At 66.6% G+C, this 24,226-nt stretch carries 29 protein-coding genes; 9 read left to right on the forward strand and 20 right to left on the reverse strand.

What is annotated here, in order from left to right:
• Nucleotides 1–92 precede the first annotated feature (92 nt).
• A complete protein-coding gene (locus tag ACWGCN_RS03535; RefSeq protein WP_452458062.1) occupies nucleotides 93–839 on the forward strand; it encodes a helix-turn-helix domain-containing protein in 747 nt (248 codons plus the stop codon).
• A gap of 22 nt (nucleotides 840–861) precedes the next feature.
• Here the strand turns inward: ACWGCN_RS03535 and ACWGCN_RS03540 are convergent, their stop codons facing one another.
• On the reverse strand, nucleotides 862–2,070 hold the full coding sequence (locus ACWGCN_RS03540; RefSeq protein WP_452458063.1) for an acetyl-CoA C-acetyltransferase: 1,209 nt from the start codon (nucleotides 2,068–2,070) through the stop codon (nucleotides 862–864).
• 18 nt (nucleotides 2,071–2,088) lie between these two features.
• A complete protein-coding gene (locus tag ACWGCN_RS03545) occupies nucleotides 2,089–2,868 on the reverse strand; it encodes an IclR family transcriptional regulator (protein ID WP_378992813.1) in 780 nt (259 codons plus the stop codon).
• 254 nt (nucleotides 2,869–3,122) lie between these two features.
• Between ACWGCN_RS03545 and ACWGCN_RS03550 the strand changes: the two genes are divergently transcribed.
• Together ACWGCN_RS03550 and ACWGCN_RS03555 are read left to right on the forward strand one after the other, a co-directional pair.
• Complete coding sequence (locus ACWGCN_RS03550) at nucleotides 3,123–3,869, forward strand: CoA transferase subunit A (RefSeq protein WP_378992811.1); 747 nt, start codon at nucleotides 3,123–3,125, stop codon at nucleotides 3,867–3,869.
• Entirely contained in the window at nucleotides 3,866–4,519 is a 654-nt protein-coding gene (locus ACWGCN_RS03555) for a CoA transferase subunit B (RefSeq protein ID WP_452458064.1), read from the forward strand. The genes ACWGCN_RS03550 and ACWGCN_RS03555 overlap by 4 nt, the downstream gene beginning before the upstream one ends.
• 77 nt (nucleotides 4,520–4,596) lie before the next feature.
• On the opposite strand, the gene ACWGCN_RS03560 is transcribed toward ACWGCN_RS03555, so the two are convergent.
• Both ACWGCN_RS03560 and ACWGCN_RS03565 read right to left on the reverse strand, forming a co-directional pair.
• Nucleotides 4,597–5,223 carry a TetR/AcrR family transcriptional regulator gene (locus tag ACWGCN_RS03560; RefSeq protein ID WP_378992807.1) on the reverse strand — a complete coding sequence of 209 codons (627 nt, stop codon included), beginning with the start codon at nucleotides 5,221–5,223 and terminating at the stop codon, nucleotides 4,597–4,599.
• A 76-nt stretch (nucleotides 5,224–5,299) separates the two neighbouring features.
• Nucleotides 5,300–6,178, reverse strand: a complete 879-nt coding sequence (locus ACWGCN_RS03565; protein ID WP_452458065.1) for a hypothetical protein — start codon at nucleotides 6,176–6,178, stop codon at nucleotides 5,300–5,302.
• A 173-nt stretch (nucleotides 6,179–6,351) separates the two neighbouring features.
• On the opposite strand from ACWGCN_RS03565, the gene ACWGCN_RS03570 reads away from it, so the two are divergent.
• Nucleotides 6,352–7,143, forward strand: a complete 792-nt coding sequence (locus ACWGCN_RS03570; protein WP_379311989.1) for a hypothetical protein — start codon at nucleotides 6,352–6,354, stop codon at nucleotides 7,141–7,143.
• 110 nt (nucleotides 7,144–7,253) lie between these two features.
• Here ACWGCN_RS03570 and ACWGCN_RS03575 read toward each other — a convergent pair whose 3' ends face one another.
• From ACWGCN_RS03575 to ACWGCN_RS03590, 4 genes are all read right to left on the reverse strand, one after another.
• Entirely contained in the window at nucleotides 7,254–7,697 is a 444-nt protein-coding gene (locus ACWGCN_RS03575) for a hypothetical protein (RefSeq protein ID WP_452457395.1), read from the reverse strand.
• 192 nt (nucleotides 7,698–7,889) lie between these two features.
• Nucleotides 7,890–8,525: a TetR/AcrR family transcriptional regulator gene (locus tag ACWGCN_RS03580; RefSeq protein ID WP_378992787.1), complete on the reverse strand. Its 636-nt coding sequence runs from the start codon at nucleotides 8,523–8,525 to the stop codon at nucleotides 7,890–7,892.
• 273 nt (nucleotides 8,526–8,798) lie between these two features.
• Nucleotides 8,799–9,107 (reverse strand): transcriptional regulator, encoded by a 309-nt coding sequence (locus ACWGCN_RS03585; protein WP_378992783.1) that lies wholly within the window; start codon nucleotides 9,105–9,107, stop codon nucleotides 8,799–8,801.
• A complete protein-coding gene (locus tag ACWGCN_RS03590; protein WP_452457396.1) occupies nucleotides 9,104–9,568 on the reverse strand; it encodes a hypothetical protein in 465 nt (154 codons plus the stop codon). The genes ACWGCN_RS03585 and ACWGCN_RS03590 overlap by 4 nt, the downstream gene beginning before the upstream one ends.
• A gap of 204 nt (nucleotides 9,569–9,772) precedes the next feature.
• Here ACWGCN_RS03590 and ACWGCN_RS03595 point away from each other — a divergent pair, with 204 nt between their 5' ends.
• Nucleotides 9,773–10,426, forward strand: a complete 654-nt coding sequence (locus ACWGCN_RS03595) for a TetR/AcrR family transcriptional regulator (RefSeq protein ID WP_378992779.1) — start codon at nucleotides 9,773–9,775, stop codon at nucleotides 10,424–10,426.
• Here the strand turns inward: ACWGCN_RS03595 and ACWGCN_RS03600 are convergent.
• From ACWGCN_RS03600 to ACWGCN_RS03630, 7 genes are all read right to left on the reverse strand, one after another.
• Nucleotides 10,387–10,932, reverse strand: coding sequence for a nuclear transport factor 2 family protein (locus ACWGCN_RS03600; protein WP_379311987.1), 546 nt, complete (start codon nucleotides 10,930–10,932; stop codon nucleotides 10,387–10,389). The genes ACWGCN_RS03595 and ACWGCN_RS03600 overlap by 40 nt on opposite strands.
• Complete coding sequence (locus ACWGCN_RS03605) at nucleotides 10,929–11,558, reverse strand: OsmC family protein (RefSeq protein WP_452457397.1); 630 nt, start codon at nucleotides 11,556–11,558, stop codon at nucleotides 10,929–10,931. Before ACWGCN_RS03605 ends, ACWGCN_RS03600 begins: the two co-directional genes overlap by 4 nt.
• Nucleotides 11,555–12,541 carry an ABC transporter permease gene (locus ACWGCN_RS03610; protein ID WP_452457398.1) on the reverse strand — a complete coding sequence of 329 codons (987 nt, stop codon included), beginning with the start codon at nucleotides 12,539–12,541 and terminating at the stop codon, nucleotides 11,555–11,557. Before ACWGCN_RS03610 ends, ACWGCN_RS03605 begins: the two co-directional genes overlap by 4 nt.
• Entirely contained in the window at nucleotides 12,538–13,491 is a 954-nt protein-coding gene (locus ACWGCN_RS03615; protein ID WP_387446601.1) for an ABC transporter permease, read from the reverse strand. Before ACWGCN_RS03615 ends, ACWGCN_RS03610 begins: the two co-directional genes overlap by 4 nt.
• Nucleotides 13,492–13,497: 6 nt before the next feature.
• Nucleotides 13,498–15,123 carry an ABC transporter substrate-binding protein gene (locus ACWGCN_RS03620; protein WP_452457399.1) on the reverse strand — a complete coding sequence of 542 codons (1,626 nt, stop codon included), beginning with the start codon at nucleotides 15,121–15,123 and terminating at the stop codon, nucleotides 13,498–13,500.
• Between the two features lie 484 nt (nucleotides 15,124–15,607).
• Nucleotides 15,608–16,009: a GFA family protein gene (locus ACWGCN_RS03625; protein WP_452457400.1), complete on the reverse strand. Its 402-nt coding sequence runs from the start codon at nucleotides 16,007–16,009 to the stop codon at nucleotides 15,608–15,610.
• 58 nt (nucleotides 16,010–16,067) lie between these two features.
• Nucleotides 16,068–16,937, reverse strand: coding sequence for an SDR family oxidoreductase (locus ACWGCN_RS03630; RefSeq protein WP_452457401.1), 870 nt, complete (start codon nucleotides 16,935–16,937; stop codon nucleotides 16,068–16,070).
• 70 nt (nucleotides 16,938–17,007) lie between these two features.
• On the opposite strand from ACWGCN_RS03630, the gene ACWGCN_RS03635 reads away from it, so the two are divergent.
• The gene (locus ACWGCN_RS03635) at nucleotides 17,008–17,601 is read left to right on the forward strand and encodes a TetR/AcrR family transcriptional regulator (RefSeq protein WP_378992767.1); all 594 of its coding nucleotides are present in this window, start codon (nucleotides 17,008–17,010) and stop codon (nucleotides 17,599–17,601) included.
• 970 nt (nucleotides 17,602–18,571) lie between these two features.
• On the opposite strand, the gene ACWGCN_RS03640 is transcribed toward ACWGCN_RS03635, so the two are convergent.
• From ACWGCN_RS03640 to ACWGCN_RS03650, 3 genes are all read right to left on the reverse strand, one after another.
• Nucleotides 18,572–19,051 (reverse strand): HIT family protein, encoded by a 480-nt coding sequence (locus ACWGCN_RS03640; protein ID WP_452457402.1) that lies wholly within the window; start codon nucleotides 19,049–19,051, stop codon nucleotides 18,572–18,574.
• 225 nt (nucleotides 19,052–19,276) lie between these two features.
• Nucleotides 19,277–19,456, reverse strand: a complete 180-nt coding sequence (locus ACWGCN_RS03645; protein WP_452457403.1) for a hypothetical protein — start codon at nucleotides 19,454–19,456, stop codon at nucleotides 19,277–19,279.
• Nucleotides 19,457–19,475: 19 nt separating this feature from the next.
• Nucleotides 19,476–20,648 (reverse strand): aromatic ring-hydroxylating oxygenase subunit alpha, encoded by a 1,173-nt coding sequence (locus ACWGCN_RS03650; RefSeq protein WP_452457404.1) that lies wholly within the window; start codon nucleotides 20,646–20,648, stop codon nucleotides 19,476–19,478.
• 118 nt (nucleotides 20,649–20,766) lie between these two features.
• On the opposite strand from ACWGCN_RS03650, the gene ACWGCN_RS03655 reads away from it, so the two are divergent.
• Nucleotides 20,767–21,369, forward strand: coding sequence for a TetR/AcrR family transcriptional regulator (locus ACWGCN_RS03655; RefSeq protein ID WP_452457405.1), 603 nt, complete (start codon nucleotides 20,767–20,769; stop codon nucleotides 21,367–21,369).
• A 424-nt stretch (nucleotides 21,370–21,793) separates the two neighbouring features.
• Here the strand turns inward: ACWGCN_RS03655 and ACWGCN_RS03660 are convergent, their stop codons facing one another.
• Both ACWGCN_RS03660 and ACWGCN_RS03665 read right to left on the reverse strand, forming a co-directional pair.
• On the reverse strand, nucleotides 21,794–22,264 hold the full coding sequence (locus tag ACWGCN_RS03660) for an NUDIX hydrolase (RefSeq protein ID WP_379316710.1): 471 nt from the start codon (nucleotides 22,262–22,264) through the stop codon (nucleotides 21,794–21,796).
• Between the two features lie 4 nt (nucleotides 22,265–22,268).
• Nucleotides 22,269–22,934, reverse strand: coding sequence for an XRE family transcriptional regulator (locus ACWGCN_RS03665; protein ID WP_452457406.1), 666 nt, complete (start codon nucleotides 22,932–22,934; stop codon nucleotides 22,269–22,271).
• 495 nt (nucleotides 22,935–23,429) lie between these two features.
• Here ACWGCN_RS03665 and ACWGCN_RS03670 point away from each other — a divergent pair, with 495 nt between their 5' ends.
• Together ACWGCN_RS03670 and ACWGCN_RS03675 are read left to right on the forward strand one after the other, a co-directional pair.
• Nucleotides 23,430–23,819 carry a hypothetical protein gene (locus ACWGCN_RS03670; RefSeq protein ID WP_449971197.1) on the forward strand — a complete coding sequence of 130 codons (390 nt, stop codon included), beginning with the start codon at nucleotides 23,430–23,432 and terminating at the stop codon, nucleotides 23,817–23,819.
• A gap of 14 nt (nucleotides 23,820–23,833) precedes the next feature.
• Entirely contained in the window at nucleotides 23,834–23,971 is a 138-nt protein-coding gene (locus tag ACWGCN_RS03675; RefSeq protein ID WP_452457407.1) for a hypothetical protein, read from the forward strand.
• Nucleotides 23,972–24,226 lie beyond the last annotated feature (255 nt).

Genomic DNA, 24,226 nt, shown 5'->3' on the forward strand with positions numbered 1-24,226 from the left:
CACCACGCGCCGCAGGTAGTGTTCATCCATAGTGAACCCGTAGTGTTCACTGATAGTTGATTTCGTTTCGGCGAGTGGACAGAGGTGCGCTGATGCAGGACAGGATCGGGCCGGCATTGAAGCAGGCGCGTCTGGATCGGGGTTCGAGCCTGCGCGGGTTGGCGGCCGCGGCGGGCATCTCCGCCAGCCAGCTCTCCCAGATCGAGAACAACAAGTCCCAGCCGTCGGTGAGCACCCTCTACGCCCTCGTCAACCATCTCGAGGTCTCCCTCGATGATCTCCTGGGCCTGCGGTACGGCCGCGCCGAGCCCACCGCCGAACCGGCCGGACACTCGGGCACGAGCCGATCCACCGGAGTGGTTCAACGCGCCGCGGACAACCCGGTGCTCGAGATGGCCAACGGGGTCCGGTGGGAAAAGCTCGCGCTCGACCCGGACGCGGGCGTCGACGCCCTGCTGGTCACCTACGAGCCGGGTGCCGCGAGCTCGGTGGACCGAATGCCGATGCGCCACTCCGGAACCGAGTACGCCTACCTGTTCACCGGGGAGCTGACGCTGCTGCTCGATTTCGACAGGTACACCGTCGGCGCGGGCGACTCGCTGTGCTTCGATTCCACCCGGCCGCACATGTACGTCAACCAGTCGAGCGAACCCGCGCGCGGCGTGTGGTTCGTCGCGGGCCGCCACGAATCCGGCCCCACCCGGGCATGGGTCGCCGCACAGCTCGGTGAGACCGACACCGAATCGCCCCTGCGCGTGACGAATGCGGTCGACGCACTGGATCTACTCGGTGCCAACATCGTGCGACCACCCGCGGTAAAATCCGGCCGCGAGAGCTAGTCGCGACCGGGTCCCGAATGGATCAGAGGCGTTCGAATACGGCCGCCAGCCCCTGTCCGCCGCCGATGCACATCGTTTCGAGGCCGTAGCGGCCTTCGCGGCGGGCCAGTTCGTGCAGCAGGGTGGCCAGGATTCTGGCGCCGGTAGCGCCGACCGGGTGACCGAGGGAGATTCCCGAGCCGTTGGGGTTGACGCGCGGGTCGTCGGGTTCGATCTTCCAGGTCCGCAGGACGGCCAGTGTCTGTGCGGCGAAGGCCTCGTTGAGTTCGATCACGTCCAGGTCGTCGAGTGTGAGATCTATTCGTGCGAGCGCTTTTTCGGTCGCGGGTACCGGTCCGATGCCCATGGTGGACGGCGGTACGCCCGCGACCGCCCACGACGCCAGTCGAGCGAGGGGGCGCAGCCCGAGCGCCTGCGCACGCTGCGGTGTCGTCACGATACAGACGGCCGCGCCGTCGTTCTGACCGCTGGAATTTCCGGCAGTCACCGTGGATTCGGGATCGATGCCGAGACGGATCGGGCGCAACTTGCCCAGCGTATCGAGGTCGGTATCGGCTCGTGGATGCTCATCGGTGCGCACCAGCAGTGGCTCCCGCTTACGTTGCGGCACAGCGATACTCACCAGCTCCGCCTCGAAGCGACCATCACGTTGCGCGGCGACGGCGCGCTGGTGCGACTGCACGGCGAGCGCGTCCTGGTCCGCGCGGCTGATGGCGAACTGCGCGCGCAGGTTCTCCGCAGTTTCGATCATGCCGCCGGCGACCGGAAAGTTCCTGCCGCCAGCGGTGATTCGCGCACGCGCGAGGCGGTCGTGCAACACCGGCCCGTCGCCACGGATGCCCCAGCGGATGTCGGTGGCGTAGAACTCGGTGCGGCTCATGGATTCCACGCCGCCCGCCAGGACGAGATCGCTGCCGCCCGATTGCACCTGCATGCAGGCTTGCAGCACTGCCTGCAGACCCGACCCGCAGCGCCGGTCCACCTGGATGCCGGGTACGCCGATCCCCAGGCCCGCGTCCAGCGCGGCGATGCGGCCGATCGCGGGCGCCTCGCCGTTGGGCGAGGACTGCCCGAGGATGACGTCGTCGACGGTCGCGGCGTCGAGTCCGGTGCGGGCGATCAGTTCGGTGATCACGGCCGCGGCGAGGTCTTGCGGGGCGATGTCTTTGAACACCCCGCCGAATCGTCCGACCGGGGTTCGCAGTGGTTCGCAGATAACAGCTTCGGGCATAGCTCTTCCTCGTAGGTGTCAGGTGGTGGATCGGATCCGGGTGAGGTCGCGCTCGATCGCGGCACCGGTCTCGAGCAGGGCAGGAACCAGGGAGTCGCGCACCTCGCCGAGCGTGTATCGGGCGGCCTGGGTGGAGATGTTCACCGCGGCGACGACCACACCGTGCTGGTCGCGCACGGGCGCCGCCATCGACCGCAGACCGTGCTCGAGTTCCTGGTCGACGACGCAGTAGCCATCTGCGCGGACTTGGGCCAGCTCGGCGCGCAGTTGTCGTTTCGTGGTGACCGTCATGTCGGTGAGGGGCGTCAAGTCGACCTTCGCCAGGTAGTTCTCCAGCGCGTCGGTGTCGAGGTCGGCGAGCAGGACCCGGCCCATCGAGGTGGCGTAGGCGGGGAAACGGGTCCCGATGTTGATCGACACGGTCATGATCCGGCTGACGGGGACACGGGCCACGTAGACGATGTCGGTGCCGTCCAAAATCGACACCGAGGTCGACTCACGAACCTTCTCGGCCAGCGCCTCGAGGTGCGGGCCCGCCAGATCGGGCAGGCTCAGGCTGGACAAGAAGCTGTACCCGAGCTCGAGCACGCGCGGCGTGAGCCAGAACTGGTTTCCGTCCGAGCGCACATAGCCGAGCTCGACCAGGGTGAGCAGGAAACGCCGGGCGGTGGCCCGGGTCAGATCGGTGGCCTGGGCGACCTCGCTGAGGGTGCGCCGTGGATGCTCCGCATCGAAGGCCCGAATGACGGCGAGGCCGCGCGCGAGGGACTGCACGTAATCCGGCGACGGTTCTGTCATGGCTGCCGTAACTCCTTCTCCCACTGGGCCCGATGGCGTCCACCCCGCGGCGAACGTCGGTGCACCGAGCCGGGCCCGAGGCTACGTCGCGACGGCCCGGCACGAGGCTCGGCATGCACGAAGAACACTTGTTCATGATGCGAACACAAGTCCGTATTGCGAACACGCTACGTCCACAACTCCAGCCTACGCAAGTGTTCGCTATACGAACATCAGTGCGCATTGCGAACATCTCGGCTAGCATCGCTGGTGTGATGGACAAAGTCATTGCGACGGCCGCCGAGGCCGTCGCCGATATTCAGGACGGCGCGTCGTTCGCGGTCGGCGGATTCGGCCTGGTCGGCGTGCCGCAGGTACTCATCGACGCCGTACTCGCCCACGGCGCCACCGATCTCGAGGTCGTCAGCAACAACTGCGGCACCGCTGGCGTCGGATTGGGCGTGCTCCTCGAAGCGCGCCGGATCCGCCGCACGACCAGCTCCTACGTCGGATCGAACGCGGAGTTCGCACGTCAGTTCCTCGCCGGCGAGCTCGAAGTGGAACTGACGCCGCAGGGCACCCTGGCCGAGCGGATGCGGGCGGGCGGTGCGGGCATTCCGGCGTTCTATACCCCTGCGGGTGTCGGTACACAGGTCGCCGACGGCGGACTGCCGCTGCGCTACGACGGCGACGGCGGGATCGCGCTGGCCAGTCCCCCGAAGGAGACGCGGGTGTTCGGCGGGGTGCACTATGTGCTCGAACACGCGATCGTCACCGATTTCGCGCTGGTCCACGCCTGGAAGGGCGACCGTCACGGCAACCTCGTCTACCGGCGCAGCGCGCGCAACTTCAATCCGCCCGCTGCCACGGCGGGCCGGATCACCATCGCCCAGGTCGAGCAGTTGGTGGAGCCGGGCGAACTGGATCCGGACGAAGTACACACCCCCGGCATCCATGTGCAGCGCGTGGTGCACGTGGGCGCAGTCGAGGTCGGAATCGAGAACAGGACGGTGCGCGCATGACGTGGACACGCCAGGAGTTGGCGGCCCGGGTGGCTGCCGAGCTCAGTGACGGCCAGTACGTCAACCTCGGTATCGGGATGCCGACGTTGGTGCCGAACTACCTGTCCGAGGATGTCACGGTCGTACTGCATTCGGAGAACGGCGTCCTGGGCGTCGGGCCCTACCCGACCGAGGACGAAGTCGATCCCGAGCTGATCAACGCGGGCAAGGAGACGATCACCGTCCTGCCCGGTGCCTCCTACTTCGACTCGTCGCAGTCCTTCGGGATGATCCGCGGCGGCTGCGTCGACGTCGCCGTGCTGGGCGCGATGCAGGTCAGCGCCCACGGTGACCTGGCGAACTGGATGATTCCGGGCAAGATGGTCAAAGGCATGGGTGGCGCGATGGACCTGGTCCACGGCGCGAAACGGGTGATCGTGATGATGGAACACCGTTCCCGCAGTGGCGAACCCAAGATCGTCGAGCAGTGCACCCTGCCACTGACCGGGTTGGGTTGCGTGCACCGGATCATCACCGAGATGGCCGTGCTCGACATCGGCCCCGACGGGCTGACACTTGTCGAAATGGCGCCGGGAGTCAGCGAATCCGACGTTCGAGCCGCCACCGGAGCAGATCTCACGGTCGCGCTCGCCACCGCCCCTGCCCGATGAGATTCGGTGTGAAGCCCACACGGAAGGGGGGTGCGGGCTTCACACCGACTTGATCCGTTCGCGAGGCGTGACTGTCCTCAGGTCCGTTCGCCATGGAGAGCGAGGGTGTCGTCGATGCAGCGTGCGATGAACACGTCGTCGATCGCCTGTTCTCCGACCAAGAGCCTGAAATACAGTGGTGCGGAAAGGGTTTCGAGAACAGCGCGCGGATTCACCGATGCCGGGAGTTCACCGCGCGCCACCGCGTTCGTGATCACCTGGGAGCTGCGCTCGAAGCGATCGTTCCAGAATTTGCGGCGCGCGGCGTCGACCTCCGGATCGGACGACAGAGCCACGGTGGTGCCCACCAGCCGCGCCATCCCCGGACGCGAGATCAGGTCGGAAACCTGTCCGGCCAGCACCGCCAGATCCGATCGCAAGTTGCCGGTGTCCGGCGCGGGATTCCCGACGGCGGCGAGCTCGGTGACCGCCTCGGCGATCAACGCCGTCCGGGTGCCCCAGCGGCGATAGATCGTCGTCTCGGCGACACCGGCGCGAGCCGCGACGTCACCGATGGTCAAACCCTCGATGCCGTGCTCGGTCACCTGCTCCAGGGTCGCGGTCAGAACAGCGTCGCGCACCCGCGCCGAGCGTCCCCCGGTCCGCTTACGCGGAGCCGGGGGTGTCACCGACTGTTCGTCGGCATCGAGTCCACTCTGATCCATGGTCCAGTTCTACTCGACGGCCGTGCCGTATGCCCAATGCCGATCGATGGGCCCGGTGCGTCCGGCCCCATCCGGGTCAGCGCAGGTATGCCTCGATCCAGTTGCCGAATTCGGTCGCGAGATGCCACTGGTGCTCGCTGATGTACAAACCGGGCACCGCCGCGGGAAACGCGACTTTCAGCTGACTGCGGAACCCGCCGCCGGGTTCGTCACGGAACTGATGGCAGACCCCGCCGATGAGTTCACCGTCGGCGAGCCTGGCCGCGCCGGCGACCGCGAACGGGTAGGCCGGATCCGCGGCGACCACCACCTTCGCCGGGTCGGTGTACTCGACGAGGAACCGGCTGGCGAGCATGGCTCCACCGGTCACCTCGACGACCTCCTGCCGCCCGTCGGGCATGGTGGCGATGATGTAGTGGTCCGGGCAGGCGTCGGTCCAGAACGCCTGATCGTTGCTCACCCGTGCCCGGTCGAACGTGTCGATGAAGCCCTGCGCGGTGCCACGATCACTGGCGATCTCGACAGTCGACACGGCCCAGCGTCCACCCGAGGCCGCTAGCGTGGCACGGGTGGCGGCCTCGGAGGCGACGAGCTCACCGGCGAGCAGCTCACGCAGTCCGCTGGAGCCGATCAGCACGCGAGTCTGTGCCAGCACCGCTCGGGCGGCGGGGATGTCGTCGACGTCGATCGCGAAGCGGGCGAGCAGTGAGTCGAGTTCACCGGTCAGCAGGCCGACGTAGTCCTTGCGCAGCCGCGCCGCGGCGACCGAGAGCCGCCGTCGTTCCCACTCGACGACCCGGCCCTGCTCGACCAAGCGTCCGTCGATGTATGTCCGCAGTCCGGCTGCCGACGGACCAGGGTCGGCGAAAGTGGTTCCCGCACCGGCATAAGCGGCCGCCGCGGTGGCGGCCGTCACCCCGGCGGCACGGACGATGAGGCTTCTTCTGGTCAGCATTGACCAATTCCCTTCGATTTAAAGCTAGCTCAACTTGCGATAACACAGCTTCCGTTACCACCGTCACGTTGTCAACGGTCTGCGCATAATTAACGCCACACGAACTTGCGTTTCCAGGCGCAGGAAGGCAGTCTTAACGCAAGTTCCAATAGCTTTAATGAGAGGTAGTCGACATGGACGATCCCATCGAAATCCGAACATTCCTCGGCGCGGAGACCGTCACACGCCAGCAGGTTCGCGCCTGGGAAGCGCGGCGCGCCGAAGCGGTGCTCAAGAGGTTCGCCGCGCGCCTGGGGCACCGCGGAGTAGCCGAACTCCTGCCCGATTTCACGATCGGCAGGGCGCTGGACGCGCCCCTCGACGTCCAGCGCGAGGCCCTCACTGCCATGAAGACCGAGCTGGGTCACGCGGGGATCTACGCCATGCTCAAGCGCGATCTGGCGATCTCGGACCGGATGGCACGAATCGGGGTCGCCACCAGCCGGGGCCGAGCCAAGTACTCGGTCACCCGCCTCGAAGTCCCCCACTACTCCGCGCAGCGATTCGCCGACTGGTTCAACGACCTGACCATCACCGACGCCGAGGTCGACATGGTGGCCGCCACCCCGGACCACTACCTGTTGCGCGGCCTGCCCGACGGCCGTCAGGAAGTCGTCGAAACAACCGGCGGCTCGCCCACGGCCTCGCGGTTCCTCGTCGACTACACCAGAACCGAAGCGCTGACCATCCCCGTCGCTCCCGACTACCCCATCCAGGTGGCGGGCCAGGCCCTGCTCGACGACGGCCTGGTCATCGGCGGCGTCCGCCACCAGTTCCGCGACCGCGACGGCACTCTCGAAGCCCTACTGACGGTGCAGTTCCCGGGCAATCTGCCCGACCGGCTCATCCACCAGCACCAGTGGCACCTGGCCGACGAGTTCAGCAACTGGATGATCGCCGCGGCCCCGGTCGCGGCGACCACCTGACACCGAGGACCGCACAGGCCGATGCACCGGCCCACCGATAGCGGTGGGCACGAACGGCGCCTCCGGAATTCCGGGGGCGCCGCTCGGGCACTTCGCACCGCGTCAGCGGATCAGGCTTCGCGCACCGCCGTGACGATGGCGACGACCGCCGCGGACAACGCCCCGATCACCACCGCGCCGAGGACGACGACGGCGGCGGCGACCGTGAACTGATCCCAGCCCACCATGAGCGCGGCCACGCCGAGGACTACGAGGATCGCGTCGACGCCAACGGCGGCCAGGACAGCGTCGTCGCGGTCCAGTAGCCGGGGAGTCAGAGCAACGGCGGCCAGGCCGAGCAGGACGGACACGAGGCCGACCACGACGAAGACGGGGACGGCCATTCCGGTGCCGACATCGGTCCCCAGGATCAGCGTGGCGAACGCGACGAGGCCGTACAGGACGCGGATCGCGCCCACACCGCGCAGCGTCCACGAGGACACATCGACGGGGGCGCCCCCGGTGGAGGTCTTGGTCGCGTACGCCATGCGCACAGTTGCCACCTGGCTGGTCATATCCCGCTCCTTCGACATTTTCACACCTTCGTGCAATTGCACGTACCTGTGAAACTACGTCCGTTGCACACCGATGTGCAAGAACTCGTGAAGGGACTCACACCCACCCGGTTTCGTGCCGGAGAGCACACCTTGGATCCGTTCGGGGACAGGATGTTTCGACGAGCGATCGGCCGACGAGCACACCTGCGATCAGTGCTGCGCGGCCTCAGCGGCGGACCGGGCGATCTCCGCGGCACCGGAACGGTCGACGCCGACCGCGATCAGGCAAGCCACGGCAGCGTCACGCGCGGCTTCGGCACCGACCCATTCACCATCGCTGTGCGCGTTCAGCAGTTCGAGCACCAGCGCCGTGAGCACCCTGGCCAGCGCCGCGGGCGGAAGATGACCAGCGAAGGTTCCGTCAGCTTGACCAGCCGCTATCAACGTGATCAGCCGGGCGCGGACGGGCGCGAGCCGGTCGGCCATCCGGGCCCTCGACCCGGCTTCGTCCAAGCGCAGCAGCAACTGGAACTCGTCGCCGACCGCCCACAGCGCGACCGTCATATCCGCGGTCGCCCGGGCGGGCGGTTGCGCGGTGTCGATACCGTCGAGTGCGCGACCGACCTGTTCGAAGGCCTCGTCGAGCATGCCGTCGATCAGCGCTTCCCTGGTGGGAAAATGACCGTAGAGGGTGCGACGGACCATCCCCGCGGCAACGGCGATGTCTTCCATACTCGCCAGGGGATTTCGCAGCAACTCGTCCCCGGCCACAGCGACGATGCGTCGCCGGTTGGCCAGTGCGCGCGGCCCGAGGCCGACGGTGGTCGAGTGCGTCGTCGCAGTCACATCCGTCCTTTCACCCACCACCATCCCACACCTGCGCAAAGGTGTGCAAAAGGTCGTTTGCGCTCACCGGCCTGATGATCGGTGACCACAACGAATGTGCGTGGGAAGTGCTCGTCGCGGCGGGTCGCATCGGGCCGCGACCTGCGAAGCCAAAGGCCGTTTCGATGGAGGGCTCGATACCGGAACCAGCGCGAACAGCAGCGTGAAGACTGGCCTCGACGAGGCAGTGCCAGAACACGAGGACCTGAAGTCGGCGAGGTCAGGTCCGTCGAATCAGGACGGTGTGGCCGGTGTCGCGGCGGCGACGATTTCCTGCAGGGCGGCGATATGGCCGGCGAAGGCGTCCCGTCCACGCTCGGTCAGGTGCGCGCGGACTTTGCGGCGGCTGCCGTCCAGGCGGCGTTCGGTGGTGACATAACCGGCCGACTCGAGGGTCGCGAGCTGCTTGGACAGGGCCGAATCCGACAGCCCCAGGCGATCTTTGAGGAAGGCGAACTCCGCCCAGTCGGCGGCTGCGAGCGTCGCGACCAGCGAGAGCCTGGTGCTGGGATGGATGAGTTCGTCAAAGCGGGCCTGCGTCACGCGCGGAACCAATGCCGCAGGACGCGAAGGATTTCCGGACCACCGAAGCCGATGATCGCGGCAACCAGCACTCCGGCCCAGATTCCGGGGTTACGGTCACCGTCCGCGTTCAGGGCCATCGCCACGCCGATGGTGAGGCCGACGAGCGCGAACAGCATGCCCACAATCACGATCGGGGTGCGGCGTCCGGCCACGGCCGCGCTCACGTACACCTGGTCGGTCCGCCGACGCCCGCCGAGCAACCGCGAGGCGACGAACGAGTGCCCAGCACCGAAGATCAGCGTCGCGGCGATGATCAGCCATGATGGCCCGAGGTCACCGATCACACCGAGCACGACCCACCCGGCGGCCATTGCCCACCAGTACCCGCGTGGCAGCCCGACCTCCTCGGCCACTCGACGGCGCGCGTTGTCGACCGCCGCCAGCGCGGCTCGTGCCTGGTCCGGAGCGATGTTCTCCATGGTGGTCTCACTTTCCTAGCTGGAAAGTCAAGGATCTACTTTCCCACCAGGAAAGTCAAGAGGCCGGCGCTTCCTCCGATATCGACACTCGACGCACAGCGGTAGTCGACATCGGTTGCCACCGAGTCGAAGCACGGGCCACACCTGGTACGCCGAACTGGACTCACCGGTCTGGTATGAGGCACCTATCGGTAAACTAGAGGCGTGGTGGATCTGCCGGCGGCACGTGGACGTATCGACAAACGGCGTGCGATTCTGGAGGCGGCGTTCTCGGTGTTCTCCTGCCAGGGGTACGACCAGTCGAGCGTGCAGGACATCGCGGACGAGGCCGGGGTCTCGAAGCAGACGGTGTACAACCACTTCGAGGACAAGCAGCGCGTGTTCGACGAGGCGATGGCGGCGACGGCCGAATCCGTCCTGGCCGACAACCTCGCCGCGATAGAGCGCTTACGCACGCCGGTGGCCGATCTCCGGGCGAGCCTGCACGAAGTGACGCGCGAGATCCTCGAGGTGAACTGCGAGCATCGTTCGCGCGCCCTGCGATGGCTGACCTACGCCCAGGTCGCTCGCTTTCCGCATCTGATCGAGGTCGTGCAGAACCGAACCTCCGATCGACTCGGCCCCGCCCTGGCCGACCGGCTGGCACGGCTGGTGCTGTCGGGTCAGCTGCGTCCGTGCGACCCCGATCAAGCGGCCGAACAGCTGCTGGCCATGCTCAGCGCCCCCGCCGAGGCACGCTCCCGCATGGGAACGCGCGACGTGCCCGCGGCCGACATTCGCTTCGTCGCCGAGGGCGCCGTCGATACCTTCCTTCGCGCCTACGCTCCCCCGGCCGATCCTGGCAGCGTGGGCGCGTGAGCTGACCGCACGGCGACGGGTTCGGGCAGGCTCGGCGGTGGTGATCCGGCGGCCACCAATCCCGCGACCGGCGTGACGAGCCGTCGTGCGATGAGCCATCTCCCGTCGACGAACGCGAAATCGTCCTCGACCTGACCGATCGTGGTCCAGTCGGCCGGGCGCAGATCACCACGGTCGGCATACTGCTGATACCAGTGCCACACCGTCGCACGGGCTTTGAGCCGCGGGGTATCACCGCGCCATTCCACGACGGTCTGGCCGAGGACGTGCGCCACTCGCTGCGAGCGCGGCGCGACCCTGTCGACCATGTACCGGGTGAACTCGTCGCGGCCGCTGAAGCTGTGTGGCGCCGGGAGCCGATATTCGATCTGCGCGTCGGGCGCCAGGCATTCGGGTGCGATGAGTTCGTAGCTGCGGCTGTCGACGAGTTCGAAGAACCGGAAAAAGGTGCGGTTGATCTCCCCCTCCGCTTCCAGCCGCTCGAGGCGCTGCGCAGTCGAGGTCATCGCGCATCCGATGGCGTCGGGGTGAGTGTCAGCGAACCGGTGATCGTCTGCGGATTGGTCAGCAACGCCAGGATGGGGCACTGCGACTCCACGATCCGGAACAGTTCGTCGATCCGGTCGGCGGGCTCAGGGGAGGTGACGAACACCTGGTAGCCGATGTTGTGCGGCTCGACCGGCGCGTTCTCGAAACCCGGTGTGCCTCGGCGTGGTTCGATCTCGGCCGTCACCTCGACCCGCAGTTCGTCGAGCACGATCTCGTGGCGCGCGGCGGTGATCTCGAAGATATGGGTCAGGCAGCTCGACAGCACCCCCAGCTGGATCTCGGGCGATCCCGGACCCAGGTCGTACCCGGCGAACTCGGGCGGTGAGTCGCTGATGATCTGGTGATCGCGAATCCTGATGCGGCGCACGCCACTGCGCCCCTCCGCGACGGTGTGGGCACGGATCACGATCGGCTCGACCGGCGGTGTCTGTTCGGCTTTCGCCTCCAGCGCCAGCAGCGCCGCACGCTTGTGGATGAGGAACTCGCGCAGGCCCGGCAGAGGTTCGGTGAGCGCCGCGAACCCGGGCGAATCCCCGTTCCCGGTCGCGACTGCCGGATTCTGCTGGCTGTTCGTCGTCGTCACTGGTGCTTCTCCTCGGTCTCGGTGGTGGAAACAGCCGCGGGGGCGCGGTCGCCGGCGGGTACGTGTGGTGTCGAGCGACGGCTCCATTCGCCGTCGAGCGCGTGGGCGATCCGGTTGACCGACAGCACGGTCGCGACGACGACCAGACCCGGCAGGGTCGACAGCCACCACGCGTTGGCCAGGTAGTTACGGCCGCCGGCGATCAAGGTGCCCCACTCCGGCGCCGGGGGCGCGGCGCCGAAACCGAGAAAGCTCAGCGACGCGACCGCGAGTACCGCGGTGCCCAGTTCGAGCGTCGCGAGCACGAGTACCGGGCCGCGCGCGTTCGGCAGCACGTGCCGCACCATCACCACATACCAGCGTGTTCCGGACGCGCGCGCGGCATCGACATAGTCGGCCTCGCTGACCCGCAGCACCTCGGCCCGCATCACCCTCGCGAAACCGGCCACCCCCGCGACGCCGACGGCGACGGCGATCTCGACGGTCCCGCGCCCGAGCGCGGTCACCAGGGCCAGCGACAGGAACAGCGCCGGAATCGACAGCACCACGTCGACGAGCCGCATCGAGACGCTCTCCACCCACCCGCGCACGAATCCGGCGAGCAACCCGATCGCCGCGCCGACGACCAGGGCCACCCCCACCGCGATGAGCGTCGCCTGCAACGACAGCGCGGTGCCGTGGATCACGCGCGTGTAGTGGTCGCGGCCCAGTTCGTCGGTGCCGAACCAGTGTTGGGTGCTCGGTGGCGCGAACCGCTGCGCGGGCGTCGCGCGCAGCGGATCGCGAGAGGCGAACAGTTCCGGGACGAAGGCTGCGAGCACAACGGACCCCACCACCAGGATCGACAGAATCAGGCCCGGCCGGCGGAGCAGGAACCGCGCGGTCCCGGCGAGGTCGAATCGGCTCGGAGCGGAGGGTTTTTCGGTGGGCGGCCCGGTAGTCGAAGGGGCAGGGACCACTGCGATGATCGTCGAGGCTGTCACGCCGCACTCCTCTCTCTGCTCGGGACGATCCGCGGATCGAGCAGCGGATAGATCAGGTCGACGAGCAGGTTCACCGAGACGAAGACCACTGCGCTGAAGACGACGACACCCTGCACCACCGGAACGTCCTGCAAGGTGACCGCGTCGACGACGATCCGGCCCAATCCGTTGCGGGAGAACACGATCTCGATCAGCACGGCGTTGGCCAGCAGGCCGCCGACGAGCAATCCCACGACGGTGAGCGCGGGCAACGACGCGTTCTGCAGCGCGTGCCGCAGCCGGATCCTGGTCGGACCCACGCCCTTGGCCCGGGCGGTCTGCACATAGGGCTCGTCGAGTGTCTTCGACAGGCTCTTTGCCAGCACCTGTGCCAGCAGAGCCGCGGTCGGCACGGCCAGGGTGATCGTCGGCAGCACCAGGCCACGCCATCCGTCGTTGCCGAACGCCGGGAATACCGGCACCCGGAACGACAGCACCTGGATCAGCATCAACCCGATCCAGAACGTCGGGATCGAGATGGCCAGCGAGGGCAGCGACAGCAGCAACTGCTGGAGCCAGCGGCTCACCCGGTAGGTGGCCAGGGTGGCCACCGTCGTGCCGAGGACGATCGCCAGCACCAGGGCCGGGACGGTCAGCTGCACAGTCTGCGGTAGCGCCTCGGCGATGAGCGCGCCCACCGGCTCACCGCTGGCGAAGGACGCGCCGAAGTCGCCGCGCAGCGCATCCGCGAGATGATGCGCGTACTGGGTGAACAGCGGCTCGTCGAAGCCGTACTCGGCGCGCCGACGGTCCAGTTCCGCGGGATCGACCGTCGTCGCCGCTCCCGACGCGCCCGCCACGGCATCCACGGAGTCTCCCGGCAGAGCGAACAGGAGCAGGAACGACACGGTGTAGGCCGCCCACAGCACCACAACCGCCTGTGCGACTCGACGGAATACGAACTGCCACATGACTGTTCAGCTCTTCCACGTGTCGTGCAGGTGGACGTCACCCGCACCGGCGAACCGCAGATCGTGGACGGCGGTGCGGACGCCGAGCACCGACTGCTGGTCGACGATCGGCACCACATAAGCGTTGGCGACGATCAGTTCCTGGATTCGCGCGACGATCCGGTGGCGGGCCACCGGATCCAGCGTGGCAGCCTGCTGGTCGAGCAACCCTTCCAGCTCGGTCGCCGGGACGCGGTAGGCGTTGCGCAGTTTGGTGGAGTAGAGCGTGCGCAGGGCATCCGGATCGGCGCGGCTGTAGTTGCCGCCCCAGAACAGATCGAAATCACCGGAGCGGATCAGCTCCGGGAACTGCGCGACCTGCAACTGATGCAGGACCAGTTCGACACCGATGTCCTTGAGCTGCTGCTGGATCAGTTCCAGCGCGGGCTGGAAGGTGGCCGCGGTGGTGAACCAGACGGTCTTCAGGCTCAGCCGCGCACCGTCCTTCTCCCGGATGCCCCCGCCCCCGGGGACCCAGCCCGCCTCGTCCAACAGCCGCTTCGCCCGGGCGATGTCGACCGCCAGTACCGCACCGAGGTCGACGTAGCCGGGGGTGTTCTTCGCCAGCACACTCGTCGCCGGGTTGGTACCACGGGAGAACACCGTCTCGACGATCTGCTTGCGGTCGACGGCGATCTGGATCGCTTGGCGCACACGGGCATCGCCGAACAGCGGCTTGCTGTTGTTGAAACCCAGGTTGTAGCCGACGCCGGGAATCGTGTACGCCTGCACCGTGACATCGGCCCCGGCCAGCGCCGACTCCTCGGCCTGGGCAACGCGCCCGATCGCGTCGACCTGACCGGAGATCAGGCTGCCGGTGCGCACACCGGCCTCGGGAATCACCGGGAACACCAAGGTGTCGAGGTATGCCTCGCCCGGTTTCGTCCACCGCGCCGAGCCCCAGTCGTAGCCCTGCCGCTTGGTCAGGGTGACCGACCGGTTCCTGAGGTATTCGGTGAGGACGAACGGACCCGACCCGATCACGCCGCCGCTGCATCGCTCGGCCGCGGGCCGGCTCGCGGTCGAGGGCGCGACCACACCGAGCGACGATGTCGTGGTTGCCTGCAGGAATTGCGCATTGGGCTGCGCGAAGCTCACCGCGGCGGTCCGATCGTCGACGACCGCGGTGCCCACGTAGCCTTCGAGATAGGACGTCGCCTGGATCGCGAGAGCACCGAGTCCGGGTATCGCGTCGAAGCTGGCCTTCACCGCCGCGGCGTCGACGGGGGTGCCGTCGCTGAATGTCGCGTTCGGTCGCAGCCGGAAGGTGAAGGTGCGCGCGTCGTCGCTGACCTGCCAGGACTCCGCCAGCCACGGAACCAGTTCCCCGGTCGAGAAATCCTGGTCCAGGAGCGAATCCACTGTCTGCCGCAGCGAATACATCGTGTCGCTGCTGCCGGCTTGGTGCGGGTCGACGCATCCGGAATCAGTCCCGATCGCGAAGTTCAGCGTGCCGCCGGTGCGCGGCGGCTGCGTGTTCTCGCCCGATCCGGCACTACACGCGGTGAGCAGCACCGACGCGATCAACGGCACAGACAGGGACCGCCACAGCGTCCGGGATCGAAGTCGCGAAGTGGGGACGAGTTTGTTCACCGGCAGGTCTTCCTCATCGAGCCGCGGCGCCGGGCCTGCCCGGCGCGACCATACATATCGACCAGCGTGCACAATCTGATGGATCTGCTGGTCTACTCGAGTAGCCTGACAGGAGCAGTAACGGTGGTCAAAGGTTGCGATCCGCGTGCGTCGATCACTACCGCGGCACGCATTCTGGCCGCGGGGCATCACGGGTGAGGATCCATACGAGCTCAACGGTTCCCGAGGCGGACAGGCCGAACCAGGGTCGGCCCGAAGATGTCACCAGGTATCCGGCAAGGGCACCAATGACCGCCTGTCCGCGGCCGAAACAACAAGGGCCGGTCCGCAAGTCATGCGAAACAGCCGATCACCAGCCTACAGCCGCGGGCAGTACGTCCCCTTCGACAGATCGAAGTACCGTCGCGGCGGTCACACGGTCAGGAGTCCGAACCCGGCGAGGATGTGGGGCAGCCGAGATCGGTTGTCCCACAACGCCAGTGCCTCACCTGAACGGGGCCATCCACGGGACCGCGTTGTGCGCAAAGCTCTGTTTGATCGGTACCAGGTGGGCATGATCATCCAAAGCCATGATCGTGATCCCCACCAGGCCCGCTTCATCACCCTTGGACGCGACCGAGGAGCCGCACTTCGGACAGAACCCGCGCCAGATCTGCGGGAAGGTCTCGAACCAGGCCGGTTCGCCGCCTTGACCAGTCCACGCGAATCCTTCCTCCGGGAAGGACACCCACGACATCACCGGAGCCCCTGAAAGCCGCTGACAGTGCTCGCACGAGCAAAGATGAGGAAAGTCCGGATCGCCGGTCGCGGAGAACCGGATATTCCCGCAGAGGCAGCCGCCGTTCACATCGCTCCTTCTCACTGAAACCATGGCATGTCGTTGCATGCTGCGCGTCGTTGATCAAGGACACCCGGCGCTCGACACAGCCTTCGCCGACGCAACGCTAGTGAGGCTCGGCGGTTGCCGGCTGATGGTCGGCGAGAAACTGGCCGAATGTTCTGGGGCCGCGACCGGTGAGGTCTGAGACCGCGGACGTGATGTGCGCCGCGGTGCCCTCGGCGATTCCGGCCTGGAGTTCGGCGACGTCTTCGGCGAATTGCGTGGGAAGACCCTGGGCAGTGAGTCGTGCGGCCAATTGCGCTGGTGGCAGATCGACGTAGGAAATAGTCCGACCGTAGGCAGCGGATAGCCTGGCGGCGATGTCGGTATGGCTGAGCGCTTCTGATCCGGTCAGTACGAAACGTTGTGCCGAATCGCGATATTCGGTCAGCAGGGCCGCCGCGCACGCGGCGATATCGCGGCAATCGATGTAGGGCACCCGCCCATCTCCGTACGCGCCGATGATGTCACCCTCGGCAGTGAAAGTGCCTGCACCGGTGCGGAAATTCTGCATGAATCCACTCGGTTGAAGTATCGACCAGTCGAGCCCGGAAGCTTCGAGGTGCTGCTCGATCGACCAGTGCGCACCGCTGGCGAGTTTCCCGGATCGGCTCGCACCCTGGACCGAAACCTTGACCACCGTGCGGACCCCCGCACGTGCGGCGGCATCGATCGCGGCGACCTGTTGTGCGACCATCGGCTGACGCCCCGATGCCGGCTCGGCGCCCGCGGAGAGCAGAAACAGTCGATCAATGCCCGACATCGCGGCCTGCAGCGAGTCCGGTCGGTCGAAATCGGCGACCACGTACTCGCCACCGAGTTCTCGGCCACGGACGGGGTTTCGGACCAGCGCCTTGAACGGTGCCTGCCGCTGTCGGAGCAGGCGGACCAGGTGTCGTCCGATGGAGCCCGTCGCGCCGGTTACAAGGATCATCACTGTCTCCCGTTAAAATGAGGGTGCCTCGATCTATAAGTCGAGGGTACCTCGAGTTAGGAGCAAGGCCGTGGCGAAGACCCCGCCGACCGCTGGTCGCCGACCCCGGGCCGACGCGCGTCGCAATTACGATCGGCTGCTCGCCGAGGCCGACACAGTCTTCGCCGAGTTCGGCGCCGAAGCCCCGTTGGACAAAATCGCTCGTCGGGCCGGAGTATCGATCGGCACGCTCTACGCGCACTTCCCCCACCGCGGGGCACTGATCGGCGCACTGCTGGACCAGCGCAACACCGCCCTGTTCGACCACGGCGAGGCGCTGACGCAAGCCGGCAACAGCGCGGAAGCGCTCGTCACGTGGATCCGGGCAGTCCTGGACCACGCCTCGACCTACCAGGGACTGGCCCAGATTCTCAGTGCGGGAGCCGATGACGCGGCATCGGCGTTGCACGCGGCATGCCTGCGGATGACCGAGATCGGCGATCGTCTGGTCGCGAATGCCCGCCTGGCGGGAGCCCTGCGCGCCGACGTGACCGGGGATGATGTGTTCGCGCTGATCAACGCCCTCGCTTGGTCTCGCGAGCATACGTCGCGGCGACAGGCCGACCGTTTGCTGGATCTCGCCCTCGACGGCGCACTCCTGCCCACTGTCGCGAACCCTCGCTGACTGCCACCGACAACGAGCCGAGCTACTGCTCGCCCTAGCCGACGACCTGCTCACCGGCGCGACGGATTGTGACAGCCATTGGCGATCTCGAACAGCGGCCGGGCGTCCTTCTCCAGGTCGAGCACGCTGTCCGGCAATGTAATTGCCGAACGGGAGAACGGTGACGACAGCTCTCGTCGGTCACATACGACGCTCGTTGTCATCACCCGTTTCGAATCGAGAACCGGAGAAGGGGCTGGCAGCGTCGGAATAGACTGGCGGCGTGTATGTCCCGTGCTCGGTGTTCCGGCGGAGCCCACTGGAGCGAGCCGATCAACACCTGTCGTGGAACCGAGACGATCAGGCATTCTTCGCTGCCGGCGCGTGCCACATCCTCACCTACGCATTTCTGGAGATCCATACCAGCAAGTTCCGGCCGGTCGGACTGTGGCCGAGCGGCGCTGACAACCCGAGCCACGTGTATGTATCGGACGGCACATGGGCTTTCGATCATTGCGGATGGACACCAGAGCAGGAACTGCTTCGCGCCTCTCGCGCCGCCGAACCCGACACCGGGTACCAGCCGAATCCGATATCTATGAGCCTCGACGAACTATGCGCAAGGCACTGGCATCGCACCCGGGCCGAGTTCGCTCACGACCCATGGCCTCGTGCACATGCCTACATTGCACGAGTCGGCCATCCAGTACCTCGAGCGATGCAAGCGGGTCGAACACCACCGCCTTCCCGCTCCGCACTGAACTCATTGCTCACAGCAAACCCGTCGGCTCCGCCATAGCCGGGCCCGACGGCAACTGGGTGATCGACCCGTCGCCGGAGGAGAACGCCTCGGGCCAACGCCCGATGGGTCGATACATGCTGAGCCTCGGGGCCGGTAGCCTAAGAAGTAAGCGTCTCCACTTCGAATCGCGCCGCTCGCAAGGCGATACACAGGGCCGGCGGGCGCTGCGTCGTCCTTGGGTACGCCCCTCTAGCCCCGCACCGCCGCAGACAGCTCCGCACAGAGCGCATCCAGTCCGGAGGCAGGGATTTGAGGCGCGTCCGGAGAATCGACGTTGTGCCACGGTACATCTCGTCCAGTACCGACAGGTCGGGTGAAAATGTGCTGGTGAAGGTGAACACCGGCCGCGCTCAGTCCCGCGACGAACGTGAAGACATGGGTGGGTTCGAGAACCTGGCGCAGGGCGCCGATCGACGAGCGGACAGCGCGAGCGAACGCGACCGTCTCAGCGTCATCCAGCAGATCGAGGCTCGCAACGTGACGACGAGGCTCGACGAACAGGTAGCCCGGCCGGACCCACTCGCCATGGGCAGGCCGGTGGGTCACCACCACGAAGTCGTCGATGTGGATCACCGGGCTCACCAGTGGTCCGGTCCCGTTGTGTTTGTCGCAGATCACGCACCCCCACATGCCGGCGACAATACCGCCGCTCCGGTCGCTGATACGCATGCACGCGTTGGACTCTCGACTCAGCGCAGGCACTCATCATGCAGTCGTCCTGACCGTCAAGACACATCGGCCACGAGTCGACTCCGAGTTCTTCGGCGAACTCCCGAAAGACCTCAGCCGTCCGGGCAACTCGAAACGAGCCGAATGCCGCCTCGGCTAGCCGACCACGACATGCATGCCCGGGCCTCGATAGGGCGGAGCCCGGCATCGCCGCCTACCTTCGGCCTATCGCGACCGGCCCGAGCTCGCCAGTACCGCCCGGCGCATCATGTCACGCTCGACACCGACGACCGTCACGCCAGGCCGCAGCGCGCACAGCCTCGGCCAGCGCCTCGCCCGGCGCGGGGTCACCGCCGCGGAGCCCGGATGAGCCTCTGACAGGCCGGGGTGGGTGTGCGTGGTCATCGGTGTTCCTGTCTCGCCGTTAGTCCAGTGCGATGCCGAGTTCGGCGGCGAGGGTTCTGATCATGTGCTGGACGCCGATTTCGTTGCGGCCGATGATCATGTGATCGTGCTGGCCTCGGCGAACTCCTTCGCCGCATTGGGGCAGCATGGCGAAGTCCTCGTCGCGGACCGCGGCATGGACTTGGGCGTAGATGTCGTCGTAGACGGCGCGTTGCTCGTCGGTCGTGGCGGGGATCTTGGCCATCCAGCTGTGGCGGACGGTACAGCGGGTCGGGGCGCCGGCAGGCAGCATGTCGAGGATCTCGACACCGACAGGGCTGTTGGCAAGCACAAGGTTCGGGTAGATCCAATAGATGACGCCCATGTTCATCAGCGGGTCCCAGGATCCGCTCGGATCGGCCTCGAGCGCGGTGATCCAGTTGAACGGGAATCCCATACGGTGATGGCAGCCGAAGGCGTCGTGGGTGGAGGTGTTGGCCACAGTGTTCTGGCCGATCACGCTCTGGCCGTGCACGAAGGGAAAGTGGTAGCTCTCGGCGAAAGCCTCGAGTGCGCCCTTCCAGCTGACTTCGGAAGTGAATTCCCGCTCGTCGTGGTAGCCGTAGGAAGCGTAGTTCAGCTGCGCCAGTTCCGGTCCCATCGCGCCGAGGTGGGCGTCGATGTCGATCGAGCCCTCGGCAGAGAGCACTGCCCAGATGAACCCGTGGCGTTCTTGACTGGGTAGCTCGACCAATCCGTAGCCGGCGCGGTCTATGCCGGTGAAGCCCTCTTTGCCGGGCACCCCGGCCAGTTCGCCGGTGTTGCGGTAGGTCCAGGCGTGATAGGGGCAGGTGAAGCGGGTGGCGTTGCCCGAGCCGCATGCCGGTTGCGCGCCGCGGTGGCGGCAGTAGTTCAGGAACACATGCGCGGTGCCATCACGGTCGCGGGTGACCAACAGTGAATCTTCGAGCACGGTGCGCACCACGTAGTCGTTCGGTGCGGGGATGCGCGCCGACGGCACGATCATCAGCGGTGTGCGGCGCAAGATCTGGGTCTGCTCGACCTCGGCGATCTTCGGGTCGCTGTAGTAGTGCAGCGGCACTCGCAGCGGAGCGGGCGCCATATCGGTGGTGTGGTCGAGCACCAACCCCAAGGCGCGGCGGGTCAGGTCCTCGGTCAGCCCGGCGGCGCCGGGTTCGATCTGAGCGGTCATGAGTTGACCATACATATCTAGCCAATTGTATGGTCTATTTCGACGGAACGGGACGCTCGTCGACCTCGGCGCAGACGATAGGGTCGGCAGAACACGATCACCGGCCCGGAAGGAATCGATGCGCACGCACGGCTGGTCGGGGACCACTCCGGCCGATGACACCGAAGCCATCGCGCGCATCATCGGCGCCGCCCGTGTGGCCATCGAACGCAGCGGCGGGGATTTCACCATGGCCGAGATCGCCCGCGACCTCGGCGTCACCCGTCAAACCGTGTACCGGTATTTCGCCAATGCCGACGCTTTGCTGACCGCCACGGCCCTGACGGAAACGGGTCGATTTCTCGATGTCCTCGCCGAGCATCTGGACCATCTCACCGATCCCGCCGAGGCCGTGGTCGAAGGGATCGCATACACCCTCGAACGCCTCTCCACCGACCGGTATCTCGGCCTGTTGTTGACCCCTGGCCGCGCGGGCGCATTCTCCCCCGGTGTCACCTCCGATACCGCGTTAACCTTCGGCCGCTCCATTCTCGAACGCTTCGCTGTCGATTGGGGCGACGCGGGGATCGATGACGCTCGTCTCGATGAACTCGTGGAGCACATGCTGCGGATCGTGCAGTCCTTCGTCATCGACCCCGGTCGGCCGCCGCGGCAAGGTTCGCAGCTGCGCGCCTACCTCACGACCTGGGTCGCCCCCGCACTCCGCGCCCACCAACGCTGAGCCCACAACGAACGGCAAGTTTCCTACGCCCGCTGTATCGGCCGCGCCAGGACGTCAGCCAGTCGTCTCGCCACAAGCGCACGACCCGTCGCACCGCCACCCGTGCATAGCGGACGTCGCTCAGGGAGTGGCGACCTCAGTGCCCATTGTTTCCAGGTTGCGGTGGTGTCCCACCACTCGTGCCGGCCGCCGATTAGACCCACTTATCAGTGGTTGGAAATCGGCTACTGGACACAGCGATCGACCACCTCGAAAAATGCGCCGAACGGGCGCGTGTCACGTCCGAGTGCCGCACGAACCGACCCGCGCGCACCGGCCACCTTTCACGGGCGGCGAGGTCGGGCAGCTGACACGCGCAGCTTCTACCGTCGCGAGCAATGCGCTCGGCCATCTGGCGCACTCACGCGCGGTTGTCGCCGAATCGTCAGCCGAGATATGGCGCGCTTCGCCCCGCGAGGTAATGGGTCAGCCTGAGCCGCTGCGTGTGGTGCATGTCGAGGCTGTCCAGTTCGGAGGGGGCGACGAACCGCAGCTCTGTGGACTCATCGGAGATCGCAAGGTCACCGCCGATGATACGAGCCAGGAAGCACACGTTGAACTGGCGCCGGACCTCACCGTCGCTGTAGACGATCACGTGACGCGGATCGGTGTAAGTACCGACGAGACCGGTGATTTCGATGTCGAGTCCGGTTTCTTCCTTGACCTCTCGGACCGCGCAGCCAGGCAGACTGTCGGTCATCTCCATGCCGCCACCGGGCAACGCCCACAGACCGCTGTCGGTGCGGCGTTGCAGCAGGACGCGGCCGACGTCGTCGCACACCACTGCGGACGCCGCGACCACAAGGCTGTTCGGCTCCGGTGCGGCTGGGTCGTCATAGTATTCGGTACGCGCCATCGGCTCAGTCTTCCACCGGTCGGCCGGTTTGCCAGACCGCGTTGAAACTGTCGGTGTAGGTGTCGAACAGGCCACCGTCGACGGTACGGCGCAGATGCCAGACGGGTGCACCGTATGCGTTCACACCCCACACGTGGGCATTGACATACATTTCGTCATCGGCGCGGAAGATGCTGTTGTAGAGGGTCGTTGCGTGGGTCCGCAGCTCGATGCCTGGCGTTGCTTCCAACGCCCGGTAATGCATCAAGGCCAGACGACAGCGCGATTCGATGCCGTGCCCGAATCTCTCTTCCATGCCACGTTGTTGGACGTTGACGCTGTCGGCGTCACCTACCGCAATCCGTATCGCGCAACCCGCTTCGGCGCGCTCGGTCAACAGATCGTTGAGCCGCGGATACGCCTCATGGAGGAAGACCGCCGCATAGACCAGGATGTCGATGTGGTCTCGCGCCGGCGCGAGCAGGTTGACGAACATCGACGCCGACACATCTGCTCTCCGGTCGTAGAGGGCAACGAGTTCGGTGCTCACAGCACGCGCCGTGCGAGCCTGCCGCAGGGCAGGCCACAGGGCGTGGACGTCCTCGCCCAAACACTCGGCGGCCTGGATCGCTGTGCGCCGCCGAGGAACTCGACCGAGGTTCACCCAGCGTTCAACCGATTTCGGATCCACACTCGTCGCCTCAGCCAGCCTCGCGTGTGTCCATCCGCGCGCGGCTATCGCGGCGCGCAACCGCTCATTCGACATAGGGACGTTGTACACCCAGTAGGACGTCCCAAAGTGGGAAACATAGGAGGTTTCGTCGTCCCGCCGATCAGCGGACGCTGAATTCAGCCGCGCCGCCGGGTGACCCTCATCCCCGGCGGCGGGGGCACACCAACCCTTGAGAGAGAGGGCCACCATGTGGGGGCAGACAACGGCCGTGCCGAAACAGCCGACGGTGTGGGACATCATCGCCCGCCTGGCGCAAGAGGCCGAACAACAAGGCAGGCCCTCGCCGGTGCTCGATCACTCCGCACCAGCCGGACCGCTGACAGACGATCAAGCCCACACGGTGATGCAAAACCATCGGACGTGTGAACGGTGGCAATGCGCGCGGAAGGCCGCGGCGTGGGAAGTGCTCGTCACGGCGGGTCGTATCGTTCCGCGACCGGCGAACGGGTCGATGTGACCGATGATCGCACAGCACAGGAGTTGGCGGCCCTGGACGCGGATGTTGTCGCAGCCTTGGCCTCGGCCGAGCTCGTCGACATAATTGGGCCGGTCATCCTCGCAAATGGCATGTGGGCGAACCGGTATCACGGCTGGTGGCGGGTGACCTCAGATCGCGAGGGTAAGGAACCGATAGGCCGATACCTGGCCGCCACCATAGACGAGTGCCGCCAGTGGGCCGCCACGGTTGGCCCGCACCCCGTGGGCAACGGGATGTTCGCGACCTTCCGGAAAGGGTTCTGGTGGCTGACCCGCGACCGCGACGGCGTTGACCCTGTGGGACGCCGTGCGGGGTTCTCGTTGGAGGAGTGTCGCCGCTGGGCGGAAGAGCTCACGCCGGAGTAGCACTTGATTGTCGCATGAGCTGGTCGGAGCAGGACCAGGACGACTACACGATGCAGATCGCACCGCTGGCCGCCGAGCGGGAGACTGAGCAGGCCGAGCTGCGGGCGAATCTGCGCGCCGAGCACTCCGGCGGTGAGTGGATTCAAGACTGAGCTGGCACGCGCCGCCGTTTGTTGATTCGAATGGGTTGTTCATTGATCTCCTGTGCGACGACGCAGACCGGCATCTCCATCGTCCGGCCGGTCTGAAGAGGTCGCCATGCACCGTGCTCCCCCAATCCGAGTAACGCACATCGAAGAGGTCCGCGCTGCGGTGTCAACTCCCCTCGATCCAGTGGTCCGTTCCCTCCTCCGGAGGAGGCGATCCCCTGAAGCTCGGCGCGCGGTCAGTCGTTGGATAAAAGCCGC

It is taken from the genome of Nocardia sp. NPDC055050 (assembly GCF_053608345.1).

Coding starts and splice junctions, on each gene's coding strand:
- ACWGCN_RS03655 (WP_452457405.1), top strand. CDS start 20,767: ATGCGCACGCACGGCTGGTCGGGGACCACTCCGGCCGATGACACCGAA.
- ACWGCN_RS03590 (WP_452457396.1), bottom strand. CDS start 9,568: ATGGAGAACATCGCTCCGGACCAGGCACGAGCCGCGCTGGCGGCGGTC.
- ACWGCN_RS03660 (WP_379316710.1), bottom strand. CDS start 22,264: ATGGCGCGTACCGAATACTATGACGACCCAGCCGCACCGGAGCCGAAC.
- ACWGCN_RS03650 (WP_452457404.1), bottom strand. CDS start 20,648: ATGACCGCTCAGATCGAACCCGGCGCCGCCGGGCTGACCGAGGACCTG.
- ACWGCN_RS03615 (WP_387446601.1), bottom strand. CDS start 13,491: ATGTGGCAGTTCGTATTCCGTCGAGTCGCACAGGCGGTTGTGGTGCTG.
- ACWGCN_RS03640 (WP_452457402.1), bottom strand. CDS start 19,051: ATGCGTATCAGCGACCGGAGCGGCGGTATTGTCGCCGGCATGTGGGGG.
- ACWGCN_RS03550 (WP_378992811.1), top strand. CDS start 3,123: ATGGACAAAGTCATTGCGACGGCCGCCGAGGCCGTCGCCGATATTCAG.
- ACWGCN_RS03600 (WP_379311987.1), bottom strand. CDS start 10,932: ATGACCTCGACTGCGCAGCGCCTCGAGCGGCTGGAAGCGGAGGGGGAG.
- ACWGCN_RS03575 (WP_452457395.1), bottom strand. CDS start 7,697: ATGACCAGCCAGGTGGCAACTGTGCGCATGGCGTACGCGACCAAGACC.
- ACWGCN_RS03675 (WP_452457407.1), top strand. CDS start 23,834: ATGAGCTGGTCGGAGCAGGACCAGGACGACTACACGATGCAGATCGCA.
- ACWGCN_RS03570 (WP_379311989.1), top strand. CDS start 6,352: ATGGACGATCCCATCGAAATCCGAACATTCCTCGGCGCGGAGACCGTC.
- ACWGCN_RS03565 (WP_452458065.1), bottom strand. CDS start 6,178: ATGCTGACCAGAAGAAGCCTCATCGTCCGTGCCGCCGGGGTGACGGCC.
- ACWGCN_RS03630 (WP_452457401.1), bottom strand. CDS start 16,937: ATGATCCTTGTAACCGGCGCGACGGGCTCCATCGGACGACACCTGGTC.
- ACWGCN_RS03560 (WP_378992807.1), bottom strand. CDS start 5,223: ATGGATCAGAGTGGACTCGATGCCGACGAACAGTCGGTGACACCCCCG.
- ACWGCN_RS03645 (WP_452457403.1), bottom strand. CDS start 19,456: ATGACCACGCACACCCACCCCGGCCTGTCAGAGGCTCATCCGGGCTCC.
- ACWGCN_RS03545 (WP_378992813.1), bottom strand. CDS start 2,868: ATGACAGAACCGTCGCCGGATTACGTGCAGTCCCTCGCGCGCGGCCTC.
- ACWGCN_RS03555 (WP_452458064.1), top strand. CDS start 3,866: ATGACGTGGACACGCCAGGAGTTGGCGGCCCGGGTGGCTGCCGAGCTC.
- ACWGCN_RS03540 (WP_452458063.1), bottom strand. CDS start 2,070: ATGCCCGAAGCTGTTATCTGCGAACCACTGCGAACCCCGGTCGGACGA.
- ACWGCN_RS03625 (WP_452457400.1), bottom strand. CDS start 16,009: ATGCAACGACATGCCATGGTTTCAGTGAGAAGGAGCGATGTGAACGGC.
- ACWGCN_RS03535 (WP_452458062.1), top strand. CDS start 93: ATGCAGGACAGGATCGGGCCGGCATTGAAGCAGGCGCGTCTGGATCGG.